Genomic DNA, 20,826 nt, shown 5'->3' on the forward strand with positions numbered 1-20,826 from the left:
AAAAAAATAAGAAGAATAAGAAAGGAAGTTCTGTAGTGGTAGTAACTACTGGTGTGGACAAAATTTGTGGAAAACCTATAAAACTCTAATTTTTACAATAGCTTGAAATGTTGATCGATTGTTGGACAAGAGGCGTACCAGCTCTTGACGCCATGTTCTTAGGCTGTGGATGAAAGCCGAGGTTGCCCACAAGCGTGAGGGTCCACGTGTTATCCACCGTGCTCAGGCAGCGTTGTCCTCGTGACGGTGAACATTTCAGCGGATACCTCGTAGTCGGCGCCACGACTGGGTTAGCGGCGAATGCGCAAAAAAGTTGTCCACAGCCAAAAAAAACGCCCTGTCGAGATATCGACAGGGCGTTTTCAGTGCTTCAGGAAGCGTTGTCAGTGCTTGAGTACCCGTGACAGGAAGCTCTGGGTACGCTCATTTTGAGGGTTGTCGAAGATATCTTCAGGCTTGCCTTGCTCCACGATTTCACCCTTGTGGATGTAGATGACCCGATCGGCGACCTCGCGAGCGAAGCCCATCTCATGGGTCACGATCATCATGGTCATGCCCTCCTTGGCGAGCTCACGCATGGCGTCCAGGACCTCACCGATCATCTCCGGATCGAGTGCAGAGGTGGGCTCGTCGAAGAGCATCAGGCGCGGCTCCATGGCCAGTGCTCGGGCCAGAGCGACGCGCTGTTGCTGGCCGCCTGACAGCTGTGTCGGATACTTGCTTGCCTGGTCCTTGATCCCGACCCTGTCCAGCAAGCGCTCTGCCGTCGCCTCAGCGGCATCTCGCGCCATGTTGCGCACTTTCATCGGCGCCAGAGTGACGTTGTCACGGACGCTCAAGTGCGGAAACAGATTGAATTGCTGGAAGACCATGCCGACTTCGGTGCGGATCGTCTGCAGGGCGCGACTGGCCTTGCCATGGGGCTTGAGATCGTTGCCATCGACGCGCAGCTCGCCCTGCTGGAATTCTTCCAGGCCATTGACGCAGCGAATCAAGGTCGACTTGCCGGAGCCACTGGCGCCGATGATCACGACCACTTCTCCCTGCGCCACTTCAAGGTCGATGTTCTTGAGCACGTGCAGGGAGCCAAAGTGCTTGTTCAACTTGCCAATGCGGACGATGGGCTCGCCCTGGGGCGCCGAAGCAGAAGACTGAGAAGCTTGGGACTGACGGTGATTTTCCATATGACGGCTCCTCACTGACCCACCAGGCCCTTGCGCTCAAGCATGCGCAGGGCAAACGACAAGGATAGGGTGATGGCGAGATACATGAGCGCCACCATCAAATAGACCTCCAGTGCGGTGAAGGTCGTCGCGATATAGATCTGGCCCTGACGTACCAGTTCTCCGACACCGATGACCGCGAACAGAGAGGTGTCCTTGATGCTGATGATGGCCTGGTTGCCGAGAGCAGGGATCATGCGTTTGAACGCCTGTGGCCAGATGATGTAGCGGAAGGTCTGGCGCTGTGACAGGCCAAGAGACAGTCCCGCTTCGCCCTGGCCGCGTTCGATGGACTGAACGCCTCCGCGCACGATTTCCGAGATATAGGCGCCTGAGTTGACGGCGATGGCAGCAATACCGGCGGTAATGGCATCGATGGGGCCTCCCAGCAGGCTGGGCAGGCCGTAAAAGATAAACAGGACCTGAACCAGCACGGGCGTGCCACGGAAAATCTCGATATAGGCCACCGCAGGAATGCGTAGCCATGCGTGTCGCGAGATTCTTAACAGACCAAAGATGATGCCGATGATAAAACCGATGGCGAGACCACCGAAGGAGATCATCAGCGTGTAGGGGATGCCGGTCAGCAGCTGAGGAATGGAGGACAGGGCTGCCGACCAGTCGAATTGAAAATTGACGTCCACGAGTGGGTCTCCGTCATGCTTATGAGATCAGGACAAGGCCGCTTGCCTTGACGCGAGGGTCGAGACTGCGCCTCGAAGTGACGTCCGGGCAGGATCGAAAAGGGCCGGTATGGCTCCGGCCCCTGGAAAGCACTGTCCTCTCGCCATCACGTTACTGCCTAGACGCTGGGCAGCCCCGTCGCGGGCAATTGGCCAGTGCTTTCACCGCGTTAAGCGGGTCTATGTCACTCGCTAGGAGCGCCGAACCACTTGGTGTGAATCTCGTCGTAGGTGCCGTCTTCCTTCATGGCTGCCAGCGCCTCGTTGACCGGCTCGACCCACTCGCTGCCCTTGACGAAGACAATGCCGTATTGCTGGCCTTCATAGAGCGGGCCTACGACCTTGACCTTGCCTTCGCCGCGAGTCTGAGAGAAGTAGCCGACATTGGGCGCATCGTAGAAGGCGGCATCGACGCTACCTCCCAGCAAGGCCATGTACATGTCAGGAGTGCCCGGATACGGCGTGATCTCGGCATCTTCGCCCAGGTTTTCCTGCAGGAAGTCGTAGCTGGTAGAGCCGATCTTGGTGCCGATTCGCATTCCGGCGAGGTCGCCAATCTCTGCCACGCCTTCCTCGTCGGAGCTGACCAGAATCTTGAGACCGGAATCATAGTAGGCATCGGAAAAGTCGACGATTTCAGCGCGCTCATCGGTGATGGTGATGCCCGCAATTGCGATGTCGACATTGCCGGTCTGGACGGCTGGGATGATGCCGTTGAAGTCCATGGTGCGCAGCTCGTAGTCGAAGCCGGCACGCTCGGCCAGTTCCTTGATGATATCCATATCGAAACCGACCATTTCGCCGGTTTCCTGATCCATCATCTCGAACGGTACGAAGCTGGGATCGGTGGCCACGTTCAGGGTCTCGGCCTGGGCGGTACCGACGATACCGAAGGTCATCAGGGCAGAGGCCAGTGCGGCAGAGGTAAGGGCGGTTTTCATGGTTTTCCCCAGTTGACGTTATTGTGAAATCCGTAACTACCATGGCGAGTTGCGGCGAGGGGGTCAAGCTGGGGAAGAATCCGCTGGGCCAACGCTGGGCGTGTTGCCAGGGGCATGCCCGGGGATTGACCAGGCCGAGGGAACCGGGTCTGAAGGGAGTCTTGGGAAGACTCTAGGGAATATCTTGCCTGCAACGAATGACGCAGCCCTTGGGCTGCGTCAGATGTCTGGCTTGCGGCGGGTTACACCATGAACGATGCACCGCAGCCGCAGGTCGTGGTGGCGTTGGGGTTCTGGACCAGAAAGCGAGCCCCGGCCAGGCCCTCTTCGTAGTCAATGGTCGAGCCCACCAGGTATTGGTAGGACAGCGGGTCAACCACCAGCGAAACGCTGCCGAAAGGGATTTCGGTGTCGTCGTCGTTGAAGCTGTCGGCGACGTCGAAGCCGTATTGAAATCCCGAACAGCCGCCACCTGTGACATACACGCGCAGGGCGATCTTTTCGGCACCGTCCTCGGCCATCAGCGCCTTGAGACGACGCTGTGCGTTGTCGGACAGCAGCAACGGAGTAGGAACAAAGGATTCGGCACCGCTCATGAGGAGCTCCGGGGGTCAGGTCACATGGAGTGTCATTCCAGGCGTCAGGCGCCCAAGACGAACAACACCGGGTATTATCCCTAAACCAGAGTAAAAGGGTCAACTTTTCCAAGGAGGTAGCGCCGCGCCGCCAGCGTGACGGCACGACAGCGTGTTCCTTCTCATGTCTCTCGCGACCTATCGCGCCATCTTCCCGTTGTGACCTGTCTGTCCCGGAAAACCGTCGTGGCAGGATTTCCGTCGGTCAGGGCATGATGGCTGGGGCATCGAGTCCCGCCGTCTCATCAAAGTCGAACATCAGGTTGAGCGCATGGATGGCCTGCCCCGACGCCCCCTTGACCAGGTTATCGATGACCGCGAGCACGACAACCGTATTGCCGTTGCCAGGGCGATGGACGGCGATACGGCAGAGATTGGCGCCTTTGACACTGCGGGTCTCCGGATGGCTGCCTGCGGGCATCACATCGACAAAGGGTTCATTGGCGAAGCGCTCTTCGAAGCGCTGCTGAAGGTCGCCAGGATCGCCGGTGAGCTGTCCGTAGAGCGTGGCATGTATGCCACGGATCATCGGTGTCAGGTGTGGCACGAAGGTCAGGGCAACATCCTGGCCTGCGGCATCCCCAAGACCCTGCCGTATCTCAGGTAAATGGCGATGACCAGAAGCGCCGTAGGCCTTCATGGATTCGCTCGCCTCGGCCAGCAGGGAGGGAACCTTTGCGCCTCTGCCCGCACCGGTCACCCCGGACTTGCAGTCGGCGATGAGCTGCTCAGGATCGATCAGCCCTGCTTCCAGCAGCGGCAGGAAGCCGAGCTGTACGGCGGTAGGATAGCAACCCGGTACGGCAATCAGCCGCGCTTGCTTGATCTGGTCGCGATTGACTTCCGGCAGGCCGTAGACGGCTTCTTCGAGCAGTCCTGGAGCACCATGAGGCTGGCCGTACCATTCGGCCCACACGTCAGCGTCGCGCAGGCGAAAATCTGCTGACAGGTCGATGACGCGAGTGCCGCGCTCGAGAAGATCCCCCGCCAGCGCATGAGCAACGCCGTGGGGCGTGGCGAAGAAAACCGCATCACAGGCTGCGAGACGCTCTGGGTCAGGTTCACTAAAGCACAGTCCGTCATAGTGACCGCGCAGGTTGGGGTACAGTTCGGCCACGCCGAGACCTGCTTCGCTGCGTGAGGTGATGGCATCCACCTCGACGCCAGGGTGGCGAGCCAGCAGTCTGAGCAGTTCGACACCGGTGTAGCCGGTACCGCCGACGATTCCAACCTTGATCACGTGATGCTCCTTTGCACTTTGCTCTATCAGCGCATTGCCTGAACGATAAGTAGCCCATTGCCGGCGCAATAACCGGCCTGGCGCCAAGGCCCCGACGCATTCGGGAGGTCCCCGGGGCAGAGCCGAGTCATGCCAGCCGTCTGGGTGCCGGGTCCCGTTCTATGATACACAAGAGACAGTCACTTCACTCGAGCCGTGGCCACTTGGGTGTGACAGGGACCCGCCCTCTGCCTTCACGGAAGGAAACAAGGAAGCCATGCGCCTGCCAGATCTCAGTCTCGATGCCTTCCGCCGCCAGCTGGCGAGCGTCGATGCCCTGCCGCAACTGTGTGTACTGGGCATTGCGACCGGCTTGATCACCGGTAGTTTGATGGTGGTGTTTCGCCTTGCTCTGATGCTGGGGGCGATGCTGGTCATGCCCCATGACGACCCTGAGGCCTTCGAACAGCTGTCTACCGGGCTGCGCATGGTACTCCCGATCCTGGCGGTGACCATCATCGGGTTTGCGTTGTGGCGTCAGCCGTTGGCGGCCCGCAAGATTGGGGTGAGCCATGTCATCGAGCGCCTGACCTATCACCAGGGACGCTTTCCGCTGCGTAACTGGCTGAATCAATGGTGGGTCGGGGTGGTGACGGTGGTAGGCGGTCTCTCTGCCGGGAGGGAGGGGCCCGCGATTCACCTGGGCGCCGCGGCCTCCAGTGGGCTTGGTCAGTTGCTGCGCCTTCCTCACAACAGTCTGCGTGTGCTGGTGGCCTGCGGTACCGCGGCCGGTATCGCGGCTTCCTTCAATACCCCTATCGCCGGGGTGATCTTCGCCATGGAAGTGGTGATGATGGAGTACACCATTGTCGGCTTCATGCCGGTGATCCTGGCGGCCTGCATGGGGGCTCTGGTATCGCAGCTGGTGTATGGCGCCGAGCCCGCCTTCGCGGTGCCCGACCTGGCCCTGGGATCGCTATTCAATATTTATTGGATTGCCGTCATGGCCTTTGGCATCGGATTGCTGGCGGGGTTGTTCATTCACGTGTCCCGTTCCGAGAGATTGGCACGCCTGCCGCTGTGGTGGCGGTTGACGATGGTCGGTGCCCTGGCGGCGTTACTGGCCTGGTGCTATCCCCAGGTACAAGGCATCGGCTATGACAGCCTGTCAGATGCCCTGTTCAATCGGCTGGCACTCGACATTCTGTTGGCCCTGGTGCTTGGCAAGCTGCTGCTGACGGCGTTCGCGGTAGGTTGCGGTGTGCCGGTCAGCATCATTGGCCCGGTGCTGGTGATTGGCGCAGCAGCGGGAGCCATGTTCGGTCTGGCCGGGACCTGGCTGTGGCCTGAGAAGGCGGCCGATCCCGGTCTGTTCGCCATGATTGGCATGGCGGCAATGATGGGAGCGGTGCTGCAGGCGCCTCTCGCTGCGTTGATGGCACTGCTGGAACTGACCCATATTCCGCACATCCTGCTACCGGGCATGCTGGCAGTGGTCGTTGCGGGCCTTACCACCCGGCAATTGTGTCGTTGCGATGGCTTCTTTATCAGCGTCAAGCTGCACGGCCTGCATCCGCTCCAGCAACCGTTGATGCAAGCACTGTCCCGGGTGTCGGTGCCAGCGGTCATGGAACGCAGCCTGGTGAGAACCAAGCGGCGTGTCTCCGAGGGGCAAGCTCGCGCCTTGCTGGAGGCCAAGCCTGTCTGGATCATTATCGAGCGATCCACGGATGACAAACCGACCCTTGCCCTTAAGGCCGCGGATCTGGCGCGCTACCTGATCGAGCAAGATGAGCGGGAGGCAGCGGCCAAGGATAAGGTCAGTGATCCGGACGACAGCATGATGGAAGCGTTGATAGAGGCAGAATCGCCAGCGGAGAGCATTGCTGGCAAGAACGTGGATCGCTCCCCCCTGCGCTCGCCTCCACCGGAAACCGAGCAGGCCGAGGACAAGCAGGCGTTGCTCGACCTGCTGGAAATACCCGGTCAGCGACTCGACCTGGTGCCCATCCACCTACAGGCAACACTGACGGAAGCATTGAACGTGCTGAACGAAAGCAAGGTCGATGGACTCTATGTAGAACATGGTTATCGACCGAAGCAGAAACGAATTTCCGGTATCATCACCCGTGACGCCATCGAGCGGTACTACCGCCTGTCTGATTCATCCACAGCCTGAGGAGTTGACATGTACCTGTGGATAAAAGCCTTTCACCTGATGTCCATCGTGACCTGGTTTGCGGCGATGTTCTATCTCCCCCGCCTGTACGTGTACCACGCCCAGGCCAGAGACAAGGGTGAGTACGCAACCATGGACACCTTCATGGTCATGGAGCGCAAGCTGTATCGCGGCATCATGACCCCCTCCATGGTGGCTGTGCTGTTGTTTGGTGCCCTGCTGGTATGGCTCAACCCTGGCTGGATGAGTCAGGGCTGGCTGCATGCCAAGCTGGCATTGGTGGTGGCGCTGGTGGCCTATCACCATGTTTGCCTGATCTACCTGAAGCAGCTGGCAGCAGACCGCTGCCGACGCAGTGCCACGTTTTTCCGTGTCTTCAATGAGCTGCCGGTGCTGGCGCTGGTAGCGATCATCATCCTGGCTGTGGTGAAACCCTTTTGAATAGCTTGAACGCGGAATATTCACCCCATCTGCCGATAGTGCTGGTGCTGTCGGGCCATGACCCTACCGGAGGTGCTGGGCTGGTCGCTGATGCCGAGAGCGTGGCGGCTTGCGGCGGTTGGGCGATGACCATTCCTACCGCACTGACGGTACAGGATCTGCGTGATGTGCACTCGCTGCATCCGCTGCCGGCGTCTGGCATCAGAGAGGCGGCCAAGGCACTGGCCTCGCTGCCGATTGCGGCGATCAAGATTGGCTTGATTGCGGATCTGGAAGGGCTCGATGCAGTGGTTGACGTGATCAAGCGGCGACCGGGAATTCCCGTGGTGGCAGATCCTGTGTTGAGAGCGGGAGGCGGAGCATCCCTGGCGACCCAGGAGTTGATCGATGCCTATCGGCAGCAATTGCTCCCGATGATCGATATCCTGACGCCGAACCGTGGTGAACTGGCACGGCTGGCCGGAGCCGACTATCAGGATGACACGGAACGCTGTGTCAGCCTGATGCACCAGGGGTGTCAGGCCGTGCTGGTGACCGGCACCGATGACCCTGAACCCGGCAAGGCGCGCGACACGGTGTCCCACACCTTGCACACGCCCGATAGCGATCGTCAGTGGACGTGGCCACGACTACCCGCGAGCTATCATGGGTCCGGCTGCACCTTGGCTTCCGCCTTGGCAGCGCGGCTGGCGGCAGGTGAAACTCTGGTACAGGCTTGCGAACAGGCCCAGGTCTTCGCCTGGCAGGCGCTGGCCCACGGCTGGGATCCCGGCCACGGCCAGTCGCTGCCTCGCAGGCTGTGGAAAATGCCGACGCCACGCTTTTCGCCAGACGAGGTCAAGGTATGATGGGTAGCCTGCGTCATATGTCACAGAATCGGGCAACTTGCGAGACATTTGGGCCACATTCACCGGGTTATCCCATGCCCTCCACAGGGTTATCCACAGGCCTTCATTCACCGTATCGGTGCCTAGCACCGACGACAGAACTTACACTTGGGCAAAGAGGTTTCCATGACCACATCCGCTGAGCTCTTCGAACAGGCCTGTCGGCACATCCCCGGTGGCGTCAATTCACCGGTGCGCGCGTTCAAGGGGCTGCATCGTCCGCCAGTGTTCATGGAGAGTGCGCAAGGCGCCTATCTCGTTGACGTCGAAGGCAAGCGCTATGTCGACTATGTCGGCTCCTGGGGCCCGATGATCACCGGTCACGCCGATCCTGATGTGCTTGGCGCCGTGCGTGAGCGTCTGGACAAGGGGCTGTCCTTCGGTACCCCCACCGCGGTCGAAACGACCATGGCGGACCTGATCTGCGAGATCATCCCGAGCATCGAGATGGTGCGCATGACCAATTCCGGTACCGAGGCGACCATGTCGGCGATTCGCCTGGCTCGCGGCTACACCGGGCGTGACAAGATCGTGAAGTTTGAGGGTAACTATCACGGTCACAGTGATTCGCTGCTGGTGAAGGCAGGGTCCGGCGCCTTGACCCATGGCGAGCCGAGTTCCCCTGGGGTACCCGCTGCGTTGGCTGAGCACACTATTACCTTGTCCTACAATGACAGCGACGAGGTGGAACGCTGCTTCGAGGAAATCGGTAGCCAGATTGCCTGCATCATCGTCGAGCCGGTGGCCGGCAACATGAACTGCATTCCGCCCAACGCGGACTTCCTCAAGACACTGCGCCAGGTGTGCGACCGCCACCAGAGCGTGTTGATCTTTGACGAGGTGATGACCGGGTTCCGGGTGGCCCTGGGTGGCGCCCAGGCCCACTACGGGGTGACGCCTGACCTGACCTGCCTGGGCAAGATCGTCGGTGGGGGCATGCCGGTAGGCGCCTTTGGCGGCAGCCGCGAGATCATGAGCGAACTGTCTCCGTTAGGGCCGGTTTACCAGGCGGGCACCCTCGCGGGTAACCCTTTGGCGATGGCAGCGGGGGTGGCCCTGCTGAAGAAATTGCGTGAGCCTGGTTTCCATAATGCGCTGGCACAGCGCGTCGAGACCCTCTGCAACGGCTTGGAAAGCCGGGCAAGAGCGGCGGGTGTGGATCTCATCACGCAGCGTGCGGGGGGCATGTTCGGCCTGTTCTTCACCGCCCAGAGCAGCGTGGAGAACTTTGCACAGGCCACTGCCTGTGATGCGGATGCCTTCCGCCGTTTCTTTGCCGCCATGCTGGATCAAGGGGTCTATCTGGCGCCCTCCGCTTATGAGGCCGGTTTCATGTCCAGCGCTCACACGCCGGAAGATATTCAGCGTACTCTGGACGCCGCAGAACACGCCTTTGCACAGATGACGACCCAGGCCTGAAAGGAGCCGACCATGACTGGCAATGACGCCGCTTCGCCGGACACCGCGCTGGAGCCCTTTACCCTGGAAGAACTGCTGGATGTGCTGGCAGAGTTTCACGCCGAGCCGTTGCCGCCCGAGGTGGCACTGCCCGATGCGCTAAGCGTGCTGAAACAACGCAGCGAGGCAGAACACAGCGCCTGCAAGGCCCTGCTGTCCGGTGACGAGGACGTGCAACGTCTGGCGTCACTCAAGGTGTGGCTGGACCAGGAGTTCGATCGACTGGCCCCGATCATCGAAGTTCGCCAGGACCGTTTGCGCCCGAGCCGCTGGTACATGGAATATTCCGATGTACGGCTTTGCGATAACGGCCGCCTGGTGGTGGCCCAGAGTGCTGCCCAGGACCCGCAGCCCTTTGACTATCCTGAGATGGCCGACCCAGGCCATGATCTGGCAAGCCTCAGGGTTGAGCTGGAGCTGCGCGGAGAGATGACGCTGTCGCATCAGGCTCTGGACGGTTACCTGCGCCGCAGCGGCGACTACGAGCTGGCGCGGATTCTGTCGCTGCTGCAGGTCATCGAGGCAATGGCGGGCATGCGTCGTGTGCTGCAACGTCGCTTCACGTCGGGTCATGAGCGACCCGCGCTGATGGCCGAGACCATGAATGCCTTCCGTCGCTATCTGACGTTGGCGGAGCGACATGCCGAGTTCCGGTTCCCTCCGTTGGTGATCGGTGTAGGCGTCTCCGGCAGTGGCAAGAGCCGCTTCACCAAGACACTGGTGGGTCGCCTCGGAGCGGTAAGACTGAGTTCAGACGTGCAGCGCATGTTGCTGCATGGTTTTAGTCCACAGGCCGAGGGCGATGGTCTGCCTGTGGATATCTACACCCGAGAGGCAACAGACAAGACCTATCAGCGGCTGGCGACCTGTGCGGGTATCCTGCTGGATGCCGGCTATATGGTGTGCGTCGACGGGACCTTCCTCGAGCGCGGTCAGCGTGAGCTGTTGCGATGGCAGGCGGAAGCCAGAGGCCTGCCGGTACTGCTGGTCAGCTTTGAAGCCGATGACGAGACCCTGCGACGTCGTATCAGCAAGCGGGCGGTTCGCAATGAACGGGACGAATCACTGAGTCTTGCCGTGCTGGCAGCGCAGCAGGATGCGTTCGAGGACTTCACTGACGAGGAAAGGCTGCATCTGGTGCGCCTCGATAGTACAGCAGACAACGCTGCAGAGACCTTGGCAAGCCTGATTGAAGAGCACATTCGCGTCCTCTAGTCGGCGCGATGGTGGTAGCGAGTGGTCGGCGCGTTGATGGTAGCGAGTGGTCGGCGCGACGATGGTAGCGAGCCAGCAGAGGCCGTGAGTGTCTACCCAAGGCTTGACGATCACATCATTGACTATGGCATGAGTGCAGAGCACGGACGCCGGCAATGGCCGGCGTCCGTTTTTCTTTTGATCAGCGCAGGGCAGTGATCAGCGCATGGCAGTGCTACGTCTGGGGGGCGGGGCGCCGAGGTTCTGGCGAGCCCAGTTGACGGCTTGCAGGCGGTTGCTGACCCGAATCTTCTTGAACACGTTATAGAGGTGGGACTTTACCGTGTGTTCGCTGACGCAAAGACGCTCGGCGATTTCCATGTTGGATGCCCCCGACCCCAGCAGGCCGATGATTTCCATTTCCCGCTGGGTCAGTCCACAGGCAGGACGATAGGCATTGAGCTGCTGGCGTCGCGAAAACTCGATGAGCCGGGTCATCAGCGACCGCGACATCCACAGGTCGTCGGACTCGAACAGCTTGGCGATCCCCTTGCAGATGCTCTCCAGGCTGTCTTGACGATAGAAGACACCACGTAGATGCATGAAGGAGAGCACCTCCAGCGCATGTTCTTCATCTCGCAGGTTGAAGGCAGTGAGCAACAGCCCATGATGGTGAGAGCTGACATCCTGCCAGTGCTGCATGGCGGTGTCGTCCACATGGTCGGCATCCATCAACACCAGCACCGGCTGGGAGTCATCGACATCAATGGTGTCGGCAGGTGCAGCGATGGATACAGGGCAGTGGAACTGATCCTTGATGTAATTGATAAAGAGCAGCGACTGAGGGTTGTGGTCAGTCACCAGCACTATCTGTCCTGTGGCGTGGCTCATCGTCGTGTCTCCGTGCATCCGCTGCCGCCTGCCCTCGGCGGATGGGCATGACTAAGTCGTGTTGGTCATTATGCGCCTATTTTATATCTTTTGTAAGATTCTGTAACACCTGCACAGTAAAGTTTGCCAAAAAACGGCTCCCGCGAACAAAACAACGACCGGACGAGGGGCTCTATCCGCCTTTGACGGCATGATATGGCGGCATTTTCCTGGTTCACGTATCAGTATTTGTGCTGAATCGGAACTCATCTTGCCCATGCTAGAGTATAGGCAAACATTCCGGCGTATCGCCGGGGATTTCAAGATACTTTCCACCAATGAGCGAGACCATGAGCCACCTGACAGAACTCGTGCTGGCAAGCGGCAATGCCGGCAAACTAAGGGAGCTGGGCGAGATGTTGGCCCCCTTGGGTATCAAGGTGCAGGCCCAATCGGATTTCGACGTGAAAGAGGTCGAGGAGACGGGGCTGACGTTTGTCGAGAACGCCTTGCTCAAGGCGCGAGAAGCCAGCCGAGTGAGTGGCCGTCCAGCCCTGGCTGACGATTCAGGACTGGCAGTGGATGCCCTGGCCGGGCGTCCGGGGATCTATTCGGCGCGCTTTGCTGGCGAGCCCAAGGATGATGGCCGCAACAACGATACATTGCTTGAGGCGCTGGCCGACGTGCCTGAAGGCAGCCGTGGTGCCAGCTACTGGTGCGTACTGGTATTGCTCGAGCATCCCGAGGATCCCGTGCCGTTGATCGTGCAGTCTCACTGGCGCGGCGAAATTCTTGCCCATCCGCGCGGGCAGGGCGGATTCGGCTATGATCCGCTGTTCTGGCTTCCTGATCAGGGCGCAACGGCGGCAGAGCTGAGCGCTGCCGAAAAGAACCGGCTCAGCCACCGCGGTCGTGCCTTGTCTCAGCTGCTGGCCGAACTCGAACGGACCAAGCAGTGACGATGGCTACCCTGCCCCCACTGTCGATGTACGTGCACGTACCCTGGTGCGTGCGCAAATGTCCGTACTGTGATTTCAACTCACACGGCGTTGGCCGACAGGCAGAGTTGCCGGAAGAGGCGTACCTGTCTGCCTTGTTGGCCGATCTCGACAACGACGCTGGTCTGGCCCAGGGGCGTGAGCTCACCAGTATCTTTATTGGTGGAGGGACGCCGAGCTTGATGTCCGGCCACTTTTATCAGCGTCTGCTCGATGAAGCGCGCAAGCGGCTGCCCTTTGCCGCTGACATTGAAATCACCCTCGAGGCCAATCCAGGGACCCTCGAGAGGGGGCGCTTCGCGGCCTACCGAGAGGCGGGTATCAATCGTCTTTCGCTGGGGGTCCAGAGCTTTCATCCGGAACAGCTCAAGGCCTTGGGGCGCATCCACAGCGGTGAAGATGCGCTTCACGCGGTGACCGAGGCGCGCGAGGCGGGCTTTGATAATCTCAATCTGGATCTGATGCATGGTCTGCCCGGGCAGACGCCGCAGCTGGCTCTGGCAGATCTCGAGCAGGCCATTGCCCTGGCGCCGGAGCATCTCTCCTGGTACCAGCTGACGCTGGAACCCAACACCGAGTTTCATGCTCATCCGCCGACGCTGCCCGAGGAAGAAGTGCTCTGGGATATCCAGGATGAAGGTCATGAGCGCCTGGAGGCCGCTGGCTTTCAACGCTATGAAATTTCAGCCTATGCCCAGTCAGGCAGACGCGCGAGACATAACCTCAACTACTGGCGCTTTGGGGATTATCTCGGCATCGGTGCCGGGGCTCACGCCAAGATCAGCCAACCCGGCGCGACCGGGTTCGCCATCGAGCGGCGCTGGAAGACCCGCCAGCCAGAGGCGTATCTGCGCCGCTTGAACGATCCCCGGGGCTTCATTGCTGGACATCGACGTGTCACAGATGATGAGGTGGCGCTGGAATTCGCCATGAACGCACTGCGTCTGGTGGAGGGCGTACCGGTTGAGACCTGGCAGGCGTGCACAGGACGTCCGTTTGATGAACTGTCGCCGAAGATCGACAGGGCGCGTGAAAAGGGACTTATTGTGCAAGATGCCGCCAGGGTTCAAGCTTCTGCCCAAGGTCTATTATTCTTGAACGACCTTTTGACCCTGTTCAGCGATGACTGAAAGGGACGATGTAATACATGGAAGGAGACGTTGACGCTATGAGCCGCAAGATTCGACTGATTGCCCCACTGGCTGCCGCCGTGATTCTGGCTGGTTGCTCCACAACGGACCCTTACACTGGCCAGACCGATCGTAACAACACCGGTATCGGCGCTGCCGTGGGCGCCGCAGTGGGCGCAGCGGCAGGTGCCATCAGTGGTGACGGTAGCACCAGCAAGCGTGACCGTGCGCTGATCGGTGCCGCCGCCGGTGCTGCTGTTGGTGGCGGGATTGGCGTTTACATGGACCGCCAGGAAGAGCAGTTGCGCCAGAGCATGCAGGGCACCGGTATCGGTGTAGAGCGCCAAGGCGACAACATCGTGCTCAATATGCCGAGTAGCGTGACCTTCGGCTTCGATTCCGCCGATCTCACCGGCAGTGCCACCAGCGCATTGAATGATGTGGCGAATGTCCTGACCCAGTATCCGGAAACCCGCATCAACATCGCTGGCCACACCGACTCTACCGGTGACGCCAGCTACAACCAGCGCCTGTCCGAGCGACGCGCGCAGTCCGTCGGCAGTTACCTGCAAGGCCAGGGCGTGGCGTCCAACCGCCTTTATGTCAGCGGCTATGGTGAAAACCAGCCGGTGGCCAGCAACAATACCGAGGAAGGTCGCGCGCAGAACCGTCGCGTCGAGATCACCCTGACGCCGACCGGCCAGCAGGGATAAGACGACACGCCTGATTCCAGGCCCGTCGACATCAAGGCCCGCGCTCCGAAAGGACGCGGGCCTTTGTGTTGGCTGGAGCGGTCAGGCATTCGGCAGATGCCTTCCGCGACCTCTGGGCGATTGTCCCGCTATCATAGTCCTCTTTATCCTGCGATGGATGACCGCGGATTCCCCATCGCGATGCACACCAGGCGGAATGCCATGCTCTCTTATCAACACGCTTACCATGCCGGCAATTTCGCCGATGTTCACAAGCATTTATGGCTTTACAGTGTTACCGAACACTTATTACGTAAAGATAGTGCTATTACGTTTGTAGATACGCATGCGGGACGAGGTAGCTATCCTCTCGCTGCCGCTGAAACGGCACGTCTCAAAGAGTACGAAACCGGTGTTCAGCGGCTGTGGGTATCTCGTCACCAAGGCGACGTGAAAGAGCAGGAGCTGTTGAGTGCCTGGCTCGATGCTGTCGCCTCGTTGCAATCAGGGTCGACAGGATTGTCCCACTATCCTGGTTCGCCCTGGTGGCTGGGGCATCGTCTGCGCAAGCAGGACCGCCTTCGCTTGTTTGAGCTGCACCCGGGTGAGCACGGCCATTTGACCCAGCAATCGCTGGTGGATGCTGACACGCTGCCGCTTATCCAACGCATCCATGGTGATGGACTGGCGGGATTGAAATCCCTGGTGCCGGTGAAAACACCAAGGCTTTGTGTGTTGATGGATCCCAGCTTCGAGCAGAAGTCCGAGTACCAGGAGGTGGCCAGGACCCTGGTACATGTGCTCGGCAAGGTTCGGCATGCCGTGATCATGCTGTGGTACCCACTGCTGCCGGCTGGACGTCATCAGGACATGCTGGAGGAGCTGCGCTCAAGCGGTGTGCGCAAACTGTGGCGCAGCGAGGTCAGCCTGGCCCCTCCTGGCGAATCCCGTCACGGCATGTACGGCAGCGGCATGTTGATCGCTAATCCTCCCTGGGGCGTCGACCAGCGCATGGGCGCTGCCATCGACACCTGGCTTCCATTGCTGGGACCTCAGGCTCGTCATGAACAGCACTGGTGGGTAGAAGAGTAGGGCGCCAGGCCCAGGTTCTGAGCCACCATAGAGTTGCTACCTGGCGCCACACCAGCAGCTCCCGGACGGATGCGAACCGCGCCTAGGGCGATTCGAACAGCAGCCGAAAACCCACCGGCGACGTCCGCGCGATGGAAGACAGGCCGGCGATATCTTGAAGGGTGGCGATACCCTGGACGAGCCCCAGTGAGGAGGCGCCGACCCAGATCGGCTGATCGGAGACGACCAGCCAGCGCGATTCGGAAAGTCGAACGACCATCACTGTGGCGTCATAGTCGCTGCCAGCAGCGCCTAGAGTGACGCTAACGGGTACCCGGGCCAAGAGCGTGTTGCCGGGCATCAGCGACGCAAACTGCGTGGGGTCCAGGTTGCTGCTGATCGCCAGGCTAGGAGTCGGGAACAGGTGCTCTTGCATGCGCTCATCGCGAATATCGATACCGCTATCGAGAGAGGCGGTGGTGGCCTCGATAGCCACCTTGCCGTCGTCGTCGATATGGCCCGTTAGCGAGCCAAGGACATGCGTTTCACCGACGCTTTCATTCTTCACTGAACCGAACCACAGGCGTGATTCGTCATCCATCAGGTTCCAGTCTGCCGAGGCGTTGGCCGATAGGCAGGCAAGTCCGAGGGCGGCTGACATGACTAGCGCTTTCATGAGCGACTCCTGAAGGGGGCAGCATGTCCCTCCAGTGTAGAGAGTCGCTCACTATCTTCTGTACGCAGCGACCCCCGGCATTGTGCCGTAGCGGCTTGAGAAGGGCGTATGCGGTCTGATGAGCGCTGTCACTTCCCGATGCAGAAGCTGCCGAAGATCTCGCCCAGCAGGTCATCGGCGCTGAATTCACCCGTGATCTCTCCCAGGGCTTGCTGCGCGTCTCGCAGGTCCTCGGCCAGCAGCTCGCCGGCACCATGGCCCATGAGCTGGGCATTGCCGTTATCCATGGCCTCCTTGGCCCTGTCGAGTGCATCCAGGTGTCGCCGTCGTGCGGAGAACCGGCCTTCGGTGGTGGCTTGGAAGCCCATGATGCTCTTGAGATGGGACTTCAGGTTATCCACACCCTCGCCAGAGCGGGCTGACAGCCGGAGGGTAGGTGGGGTTGTGGATAGATCGAGCCCTGCTGCTTCACCACTCTGGTCAACCTTGTTGCGTACCAGGGTGAGGCGAGCAGGGTCTGGCAGTCGTTCGACAAACTCTGGCCATATCTGCATAGGGTCGGTGGCACTGGTGGTCGTGGCATCCACCAGCAGCAGCACGCGGTCGGCCTTCTCTATTTCGCTCCAGGCCCGTGCAACCCCGATCTTCTCCACCGCATCCGGGGTGTCCCGCAAGCCCGCCGTATCGATGATATGCAGCGGCATCCCGTCCAGGTGGATATGCTCACGCAGGACGTCTCTGGTGGTGCCTTCGATGTCGGTGACGATCGCCGTATCCTGCTCTGTCAGCGCGTTGAGCAGGCTCGACTTGCCGGCATTGGGGCGTCCGGCAATGACCACGCTCATGCCTTCGCGCATCAAGGCACCTTGGCCGGCGCTGGCTCGCACATCGGCCAGCTGGTCCATCAATTGCTGAAGCTTGGCGGCGACGTGGCCATCGGCAAGAAAGTCGATTTCCTCCTCAGGGAAGTCGATGGCCGCCTCGACGTACATGCGCAGCTCGATCAGTCGCTGAACCAGGGATTGGACGCGGCTGGAAAACTCACCCTGCAGGGAGCGCAGAGCGTTCTCTGCCGCTGTCCGAGAGCTGGCGTCGATCAGGTCGGCGATGGCTTCTGCCTGGGCCAGGTCAAGCTTGTCGTTGAGGAAGGCGCGTTCAGAGAATTCGCCTGGCCTTGCCAGCCGGGCGCCGAGGGAGACACAGCGCTCCAGCAGCATATCCATGATCATCGGACCGCCATGCCCCTGCAGTTCCAGCACGTCTTCTCCGGTGAAGGAGTGGGGGCCCTGGAAGAACAGCGCAATACCCTCATCGATGATGCTGTCAGCGCCCCTGAAAGGGCCATAGAACGCTTGGCGTGGCTCAGGTTGATGGCCCAGCATCGCCTTGGCGATGTCCCGACAGGCAGGGCCTGACACGCGAATGATGCCGACGCCTCCACGCCCGGGCGGGGTAGCAAGTGCGCAAATGCTGTCCTGGGTATATAGCGGGGCGGTCATATCCAAGCTCCTGAAGGATTGGGCCTATTGTCGGGTGCCTGACAGCGCATTGCCAGCCTGGCGGGACACGCCTGTCAGGCTCGCCGGCCTGAAACGACAAACCCCCGCCGAGGCGGGGGTTCACTTGCTGATCACACGGGGCTTACTTGGTCTTCAAGCCCTTGCCGACCTCGGGGTCGTCCTCGATCTTGCGGGTGATCACATACTGCTGAACGATCGAGATGCAGTTGTTGCACACCCAGTAGATGACCAGACCTGCAGGGAACCACAGGAAGAAGAAGGTGAAGACGATCGGCAGCATCTTCATGATCTTCGCCTGCATCGGGTCCGGAGGAGTCGGGTTGAGCAGCTGCTGCACGAACATTGATGCCCCCATCAGGATCGGCAGCACAAAGTACGGGTCCTTCACCGACAGATCCTGAATCCACAGCATGAACGGTGCATGGCGCAGCTCGACGGATTCCAGCAGCATCCAGTAAAGCGCGATGAACACCGGCATCTGGATGAGGATCGGCAAACAGCCACCCAGAGGATTGATCTTTTCCTTCTGGTAGAACTTCATCATCTCCTGAGACATCTTCTGGCGATCATCGCCGAAGCGCTCCTTGAGACGCTGCATTTCCGGACCCAGCTTGCGCATGCGTGCCATGGACTTGTAGGCCTTGGCAGACAGCGGCCACAGGGCAGCCTTGACCATGATGGTCAGGATCACGATGGACCAGCCCCAGTTGCCGATCAGGCTGTGGATATGATCCAGCAGCCAGAACAACGGGTTGGCGATAAACCACAGCCAGCCGAAATCGACCGTCAGCTCCAGGTTGGGGGCAACGGCCTCGAGGCGCTCCTGGACCTTGGGGCCCATGTACAGGGTCGCGCCAAGGCTGGCTTCTGCCCCCGGTTCCAGCGTCTGAGACTGACCAGCGAAGGCGGCGACGTTACGGTCCTGACTATCGGTGGCAGCGTAGAAAAGATTGTCCTGCTGCTGCGGCGGCACCCAGGCAGAGGTGAAGTAGTGCTGAATGATGGCGACCCAGCCGCCCTCGACTTCACGATTCTGGAAGTTCCCGGCCTGGATGTCCTCGAAATCGATCTTTTCGTAGCGGTTGTCCGGTGACGAATAGGCAGCACCCAGGAAGGAACGCATGCCCATCTTGGGACCCGTTGAAGGATCGGGGTTGTTGTCCCGTGCCAGTTGCCCGATGAAGCGTGCACTGACGGCGGACTCGCCACCATTGGCCAGCAGGTAGGACACATTGACCGCATAGTCGTCACGCTTGAAGGTAAAGCGCTTGATGATATCGATGCCGTTGACGGTGGCGGTCATGTCGACTTGCAGGCTGTCCTGGCCATCGACCATGCGATATTCGGTCTTCTCCGGGGCAAAGGCGATGCGGCCGCTGTTGCCATCAAGCTGAAGCCCTGAACGTGCGACGTAGCTCAGCGTGCTGTTGTTGGACAGCAGCACGTAAGGACGATCTCCGTCCTGGCTCATCAGGTGCTGCGGCAAGGCGGCGTAGACGATATCGCCACCTTGAGGATCAATGCGTACGTCGAGCACGTCGGTGATGACCGCGACGAGATCTCGACTATTGGCGGCGGGCTCGCTGCTGCCCGGCAGTTCACTGCCAACATCGTTGGCGGAACTGGGTGCCGCGAGGCCTTGAGAAGAAGAAGCGTCGCTGGCATCTGCTGCGTTGCTGGTGATAGCCGGAGCATCGGGAGTGCTCGGCGGCTGACCATAATCCTGGTTCCACTGCACCATGATCAGATAGGCGAGCACCGCCAGGGGTATCAGCAGGAGTAGTCGTTTTACGTCCATGAGGGGTCTGCCCGAAGGGAAGTGAACATGCCGATGGCGTCACGCGAGACGCCTGCGTGAAATACACGAAAGCCTGCCAGAGGCAGGCCAAGATTCGTACGAAGACGTTCCGCGTCGCGAGAGGTGACGTCAAGGGGCCAGGAGAGGGACTCGCTCATGCTCAGACGGAGTGTGGTCGGCATTGCACAGTCTCTCACTACCTAGCTGCGGCGTCGCTGCGGCTCTGGCTGGGCAGCACCGGCCTGGCGAGGATCTTTCGAGAGTCGTGACTTTTCAGCCTCTCGTTCAAGGCGACGCCACATACCGAACAATTGTCGCTGCACGGTATCGTTGTCGGCCTCGTTGATGCCACGTCTGGCCAGCAGGACGATATCCACAGAGGGAAGTCGGTGCTGGGCATGGCGAACGGACTCTCGAGCCAGTCGCTTCAGTCGGTTGCGATCTACCGCTCGGCGTACGTTCTTCTTGCTGAAGACAAGGCCAAGGCGCGGGTGCCCCAGTTCATTGGGAACAGCCAGCGCCATCAGGCCTTTGCCGTGAACCTTGTACACCGCCCCATCAAACACACGGCGGTAGTCCCCGGCAGTCAGCAAGCGGCAGTGCCGGGGAAAGGTCAGACAGGTCACGCAGGACCTGCTTAGGCGCTCAGGCGCTTGCGGCCTTTGGCACGGCGACGTGCCAGAACGGCGCGGCCGTTCTTGGTAGCCATGCGAGCACGGAAGCCGTGCGCGCGCTTGCGCTTGAGAACGCTCGGTTGGAATGTGCGCTTCATAACTCGTTAATCCCACAGTGGTTTTTTGGAACGGATAGACATCCAGAGGCGCCCGGAATCCGCTCGGGCCTCCGGGGGTATTCGGCTCAAGACCGGACATTTTAGTGATTTCAAGCCCCGGGTGCAATCTTTTCACTGAGCGCCCGACATCGAGGAGTGCGCGCTGGTCGCTGGCGATGTGGGGGCTTGTGACTTCACGGAGCAGCGCTTCCTTAACACTATTACTAAAGGAAGTTCTTGACTGATGTTGTGATTATTACTGGGGATAAAGATTGTGGATAAGCCATATAACTATCAACATATCATCATGTTGCGTTGCAAATAAGAATGTGGAGAAGACGTTGAGCAGTTGAGGGCAGCCGGTGCAAGGAAGGTGGACAGGATGCGAAATTATCCACAGCCCGGATGATGCGTTCAGCTTGTCCCCGACTCATCATGG

At 60.1% G+C, this 20,826-nt stretch carries 20 protein-coding genes; 9 read left to right on the forward strand and 11 right to left on the reverse strand.

The genetic code is table 11. The features are described 5' to 3' along the window. Positions 1–383: 383 nt before the first annotated feature. The 5 genes from KUV45_RS01730 to argC all read right to left on the reverse strand — a co-directional run bounded on the left by KUV45_RS01730 (position 384) and on the right by argC (position 4,722). Positions 384–1,184 carry an amino acid ABC transporter ATP-binding protein gene (locus KUV45_RS01730; RefSeq protein WP_261315769.1) on the reverse strand — a complete coding sequence of 267 codons (801 nt, stop codon included), beginning with the start codon at positions 1,182–1,184 and terminating at the stop codon, positions 384–386. A gap of 11 nt (positions 1,185–1,195) precedes the next feature. After that, complete coding sequence (locus KUV45_RS01735; protein WP_222162276.1) at positions 1,196–1,867, reverse strand: amino acid ABC transporter permease; 672 nt, start codon at positions 1,865–1,867, stop codon at positions 1,196–1,198. 224 nt (positions 1,868–2,091) lie between these two features. Beyond that, a complete protein-coding gene (locus tag KUV45_RS01740) occupies positions 2,092–2,847 on the reverse strand; it encodes a transporter substrate-binding domain-containing protein (protein ID WP_222162275.1) in 756 nt (251 codons plus the stop codon). A gap of 242 nt (positions 2,848–3,089) precedes the next feature. Continuing rightward, positions 3,090–3,443, reverse strand: coding sequence for an iron-sulfur cluster insertion protein ErpA (gene erpA, locus KUV45_RS01745; RefSeq protein ID WP_206942076.1), 354 nt, complete (start codon positions 3,441–3,443; stop codon positions 3,090–3,092). Between the two features lie 244 nt (positions 3,444–3,687). After that, on the reverse strand, positions 3,688–4,722 hold the full coding sequence (gene argC / locus KUV45_RS01750; protein ID WP_222162274.1) for an N-acetyl-gamma-glutamyl-phosphate reductase: 1,035 nt from the start codon (positions 4,720–4,722) through the stop codon (positions 3,688–3,690). 256 nt (positions 4,723–4,978) lie between these two features. Between argC and KUV45_RS01755 the strand changes: the two genes are divergently transcribed. From KUV45_RS01755 to KUV45_RS01775, 5 genes are all read left to right on the forward strand, one after another. Then, positions 4,979–6,880, forward strand: coding sequence for a chloride channel protein (locus KUV45_RS01755; RefSeq protein ID WP_222162273.1), 1,902 nt, complete (start codon positions 4,979–4,981; stop codon positions 6,878–6,880). A 9-nt stretch (positions 6,881–6,889) separates the two neighbouring features. Then, positions 6,890–7,321, forward strand: a complete 432-nt coding sequence (hemJ, locus tag KUV45_RS01760) for a protoporphyrinogen oxidase HemJ (protein ID WP_206942082.1) — start codon at positions 6,890–6,892, stop codon at positions 7,319–7,321. After that, on the forward strand, positions 7,318–8,169 hold the full coding sequence (locus KUV45_RS01765) for a hydroxymethylpyrimidine/phosphomethylpyrimidine kinase (RefSeq protein ID WP_224851922.1): 852 nt from the start codon (positions 7,318–7,320) through the stop codon (positions 8,167–8,169). Before hemJ ends, KUV45_RS01765 begins: the two co-directional genes overlap by 4 nt. Positions 8,170–8,334: 165 nt before the next feature. Next, on the forward strand, positions 8,335–9,627 hold the full coding sequence (gene hemL, locus KUV45_RS01770; RefSeq protein WP_206942084.1) for a glutamate-1-semialdehyde 2,1-aminomutase: 1,293 nt from the start codon (positions 8,335–8,337) through the stop codon (positions 9,625–9,627). A 12-nt stretch (positions 9,628–9,639) separates the two neighbouring features. Next, the gene (locus KUV45_RS01775; RefSeq protein ID WP_206942086.1) at positions 9,640–10,881 is read left to right on the forward strand and encodes a bifunctional aminoglycoside phosphotransferase/ATP-binding protein; all 1,242 of its coding nucleotides are present in this window, start codon (positions 9,640–9,642) and stop codon (positions 10,879–10,881) included. Between the two features lie 198 nt (positions 10,882–11,079). On the opposite strand, the gene KUV45_RS01780 is transcribed toward KUV45_RS01775, so the two are convergent. After that, the gene (locus KUV45_RS01780) at positions 11,080–11,751 is read right to left on the reverse strand and encodes a LuxR C-terminal-related transcriptional regulator (protein ID WP_206942087.1); all 672 of its coding nucleotides are present in this window, start codon (positions 11,749–11,751) and stop codon (positions 11,080–11,082) included. A gap of 329 nt (positions 11,752–12,080) precedes the next feature. On the opposite strand from KUV45_RS01780, the gene rdgB reads away from it, so the two are divergent. The 4 genes from rdgB (at position 12,081) to KUV45_RS01800 (ending at position 15,642) form a co-directional block, all read left to right on the forward strand. Next, entirely contained in the window at positions 12,081–12,689 is a 609-nt protein-coding gene (rdgB, locus tag KUV45_RS01785; protein ID WP_222162272.1) for an RdgB/HAM1 family non-canonical purine NTP pyrophosphatase, read from the forward strand. A 2-nt stretch (positions 12,690–12,691) separates the two neighbouring features. Next, on the forward strand, positions 12,692–13,858 hold the full coding sequence (gene hemW, locus KUV45_RS01790) for a radical SAM family heme chaperone HemW (RefSeq protein ID WP_222162513.1): 1,167 nt from the start codon (positions 12,692–12,694) through the stop codon (positions 13,856–13,858). Between the two features lie 38 nt (positions 13,859–13,896). Next, positions 13,897–14,571 (forward strand): OmpA family protein, encoded by a 675-nt coding sequence (locus KUV45_RS01795; protein ID WP_206942090.1) that lies wholly within the window; start codon positions 13,897–13,899, stop codon positions 14,569–14,571. A 201-nt stretch (positions 14,572–14,772) separates the two neighbouring features. Further along, positions 14,773–15,642, forward strand: coding sequence for a 23S rRNA (adenine(2030)-N(6))-methyltransferase RlmJ (locus KUV45_RS01800; protein ID WP_206942091.1), 870 nt, complete (start codon positions 14,773–14,775; stop codon positions 15,640–15,642). 82 nt (positions 15,643–15,724) lie between these two features. Here KUV45_RS01800 and KUV45_RS01805 read toward each other — a convergent pair whose 3' ends face one another. From KUV45_RS01805 to rpmH, 5 genes are all read right to left on the reverse strand, one after another. Then, positions 15,725–16,297 carry a DUF3046 domain-containing protein gene (locus KUV45_RS01805; RefSeq protein WP_222162271.1) on the reverse strand — a complete coding sequence of 191 codons (573 nt, stop codon included), beginning with the start codon at positions 16,295–16,297 and terminating at the stop codon, positions 15,725–15,727. Positions 16,298–16,425: 128 nt separating this feature from the next. Continuing rightward, positions 16,426–17,796 (reverse strand): tRNA uridine-5-carboxymethylaminomethyl(34) synthesis GTPase MnmE, encoded by a 1,371-nt coding sequence (gene mnmE, locus KUV45_RS01810; RefSeq protein ID WP_222162270.1) that lies wholly within the window; start codon positions 17,794–17,796, stop codon positions 16,426–16,428. A 142-nt stretch (positions 17,797–17,938) separates the two neighbouring features. Then, on the reverse strand, positions 17,939–19,615 hold the full coding sequence (gene yidC / locus KUV45_RS01815; RefSeq protein WP_206942094.1) for a membrane protein insertase YidC: 1,677 nt from the start codon (positions 19,613–19,615) through the stop codon (positions 17,939–17,941). 200 nt (positions 19,616–19,815) lie between these two features. Then, a complete protein-coding gene (gene rnpA / locus KUV45_RS01820) occupies positions 19,816–20,241 on the reverse strand; it encodes a ribonuclease P protein component (RefSeq protein WP_206942095.1) in 426 nt (141 codons plus the stop codon). Positions 20,242–20,252: 11 nt separating this feature from the next. Next, a complete protein-coding gene (rpmH, locus tag KUV45_RS01825) occupies positions 20,253–20,387 on the reverse strand; it encodes a 50S ribosomal protein L34 (RefSeq protein WP_008959105.1) in 135 nt (44 codons plus the stop codon). Between the last annotated feature and the right edge of the window lie 439 nt (positions 20,388–20,826).

Origin of the sequence: Halomonas sp. DP3Y7-2 (genome assembly GCF_019800795.1) — a bacterium.
GTDB lineage: Bacteria > Pseudomonadota > Gammaproteobacteria > Pseudomonadales > Halomonadaceae > Halomonas > Halomonas litopenaei_A.

Coding starts and splice junctions, on each gene's coding strand:
- KUV45_RS01730 (WP_261315769.1), bottom strand. CDS start 1,184: ATGGAAAATCACCGTCAGTCCCAAGCTTCTCAGTCTTCTGCTTCGGCG.
- KUV45_RS01740 (WP_222162275.1), bottom strand. CDS start 2,847: ATGAAAACCGCCCTTACCTCTGCCGCACTGGCCTCTGCCCTGATGACC.
- erpA (WP_206942076.1), bottom strand. CDS start 3,443: ATGAGCGGTGCCGAATCCTTTGTTCCTACTCCGTTGCTGCTGTCCGAC.
- KUV45_RS01755 (WP_222162273.1), top strand. CDS start 4,979: ATGCGCCTGCCAGATCTCAGTCTCGATGCCTTCCGCCGCCAGCTGGCG.
- hemJ (WP_206942082.1), top strand. CDS start 6,890: ATGTACCTGTGGATAAAAGCCTTTCACCTGATGTCCATCGTGACCTGG.
- hemL (WP_206942084.1), top strand. CDS start 8,335: ATGACCACATCCGCTGAGCTCTTCGAACAGGCCTGTCGGCACATCCCC.
- KUV45_RS01775 (WP_206942086.1), top strand. CDS start 9,640: ATGACTGGCAATGACGCCGCTTCGCCGGACACCGCGCTGGAGCCCTTT.
- KUV45_RS01780 (WP_206942087.1), bottom strand. CDS start 11,751: ATGAGCCACGCCACAGGACAGATAGTGCTGGTGACTGACCACAACCCT.
- rdgB (WP_222162272.1), top strand. CDS start 12,081: ATGAGCCACCTGACAGAACTCGTGCTGGCAAGCGGCAATGCCGGCAAA.
- hemW (WP_222162513.1), top strand. CDS start 12,692: ATGGCTACCCTGCCCCCACTGTCGATGTACGTGCACGTACCCTGGTGC.
- KUV45_RS01795 (WP_206942090.1), top strand. CDS start 13,897: ATGAGCCGCAAGATTCGACTGATTGCCCCACTGGCTGCCGCCGTGATT.
- KUV45_RS01800 (WP_206942091.1), top strand. CDS start 14,773: ATGCTCTCTTATCAACACGCTTACCATGCCGGCAATTTCGCCGATGTT.
- KUV45_RS01805 (WP_222162271.1), bottom strand. CDS start 16,297: ATGAAAGCGCTAGTCATGTCAGCCGCCCTCGGACTTGCCTGCCTATCG.
- mnmE (WP_222162270.1), bottom strand. CDS start 17,796: ATGACCGCCCCGCTATATACCCAGGACAGCATTTGCGCACTTGCTACC.
- yidC (WP_206942094.1), bottom strand. CDS start 19,615: ATGGACGTAAAACGACTACTCCTGCTGATACCCCTGGCGGTGCTCGCC.
- rpmH (WP_008959105.1), bottom strand. CDS start 20,387: ATGAAGCGCACATTCCAACCGAGCGTTCTCAAGCGCAAGCGCGCGCAC.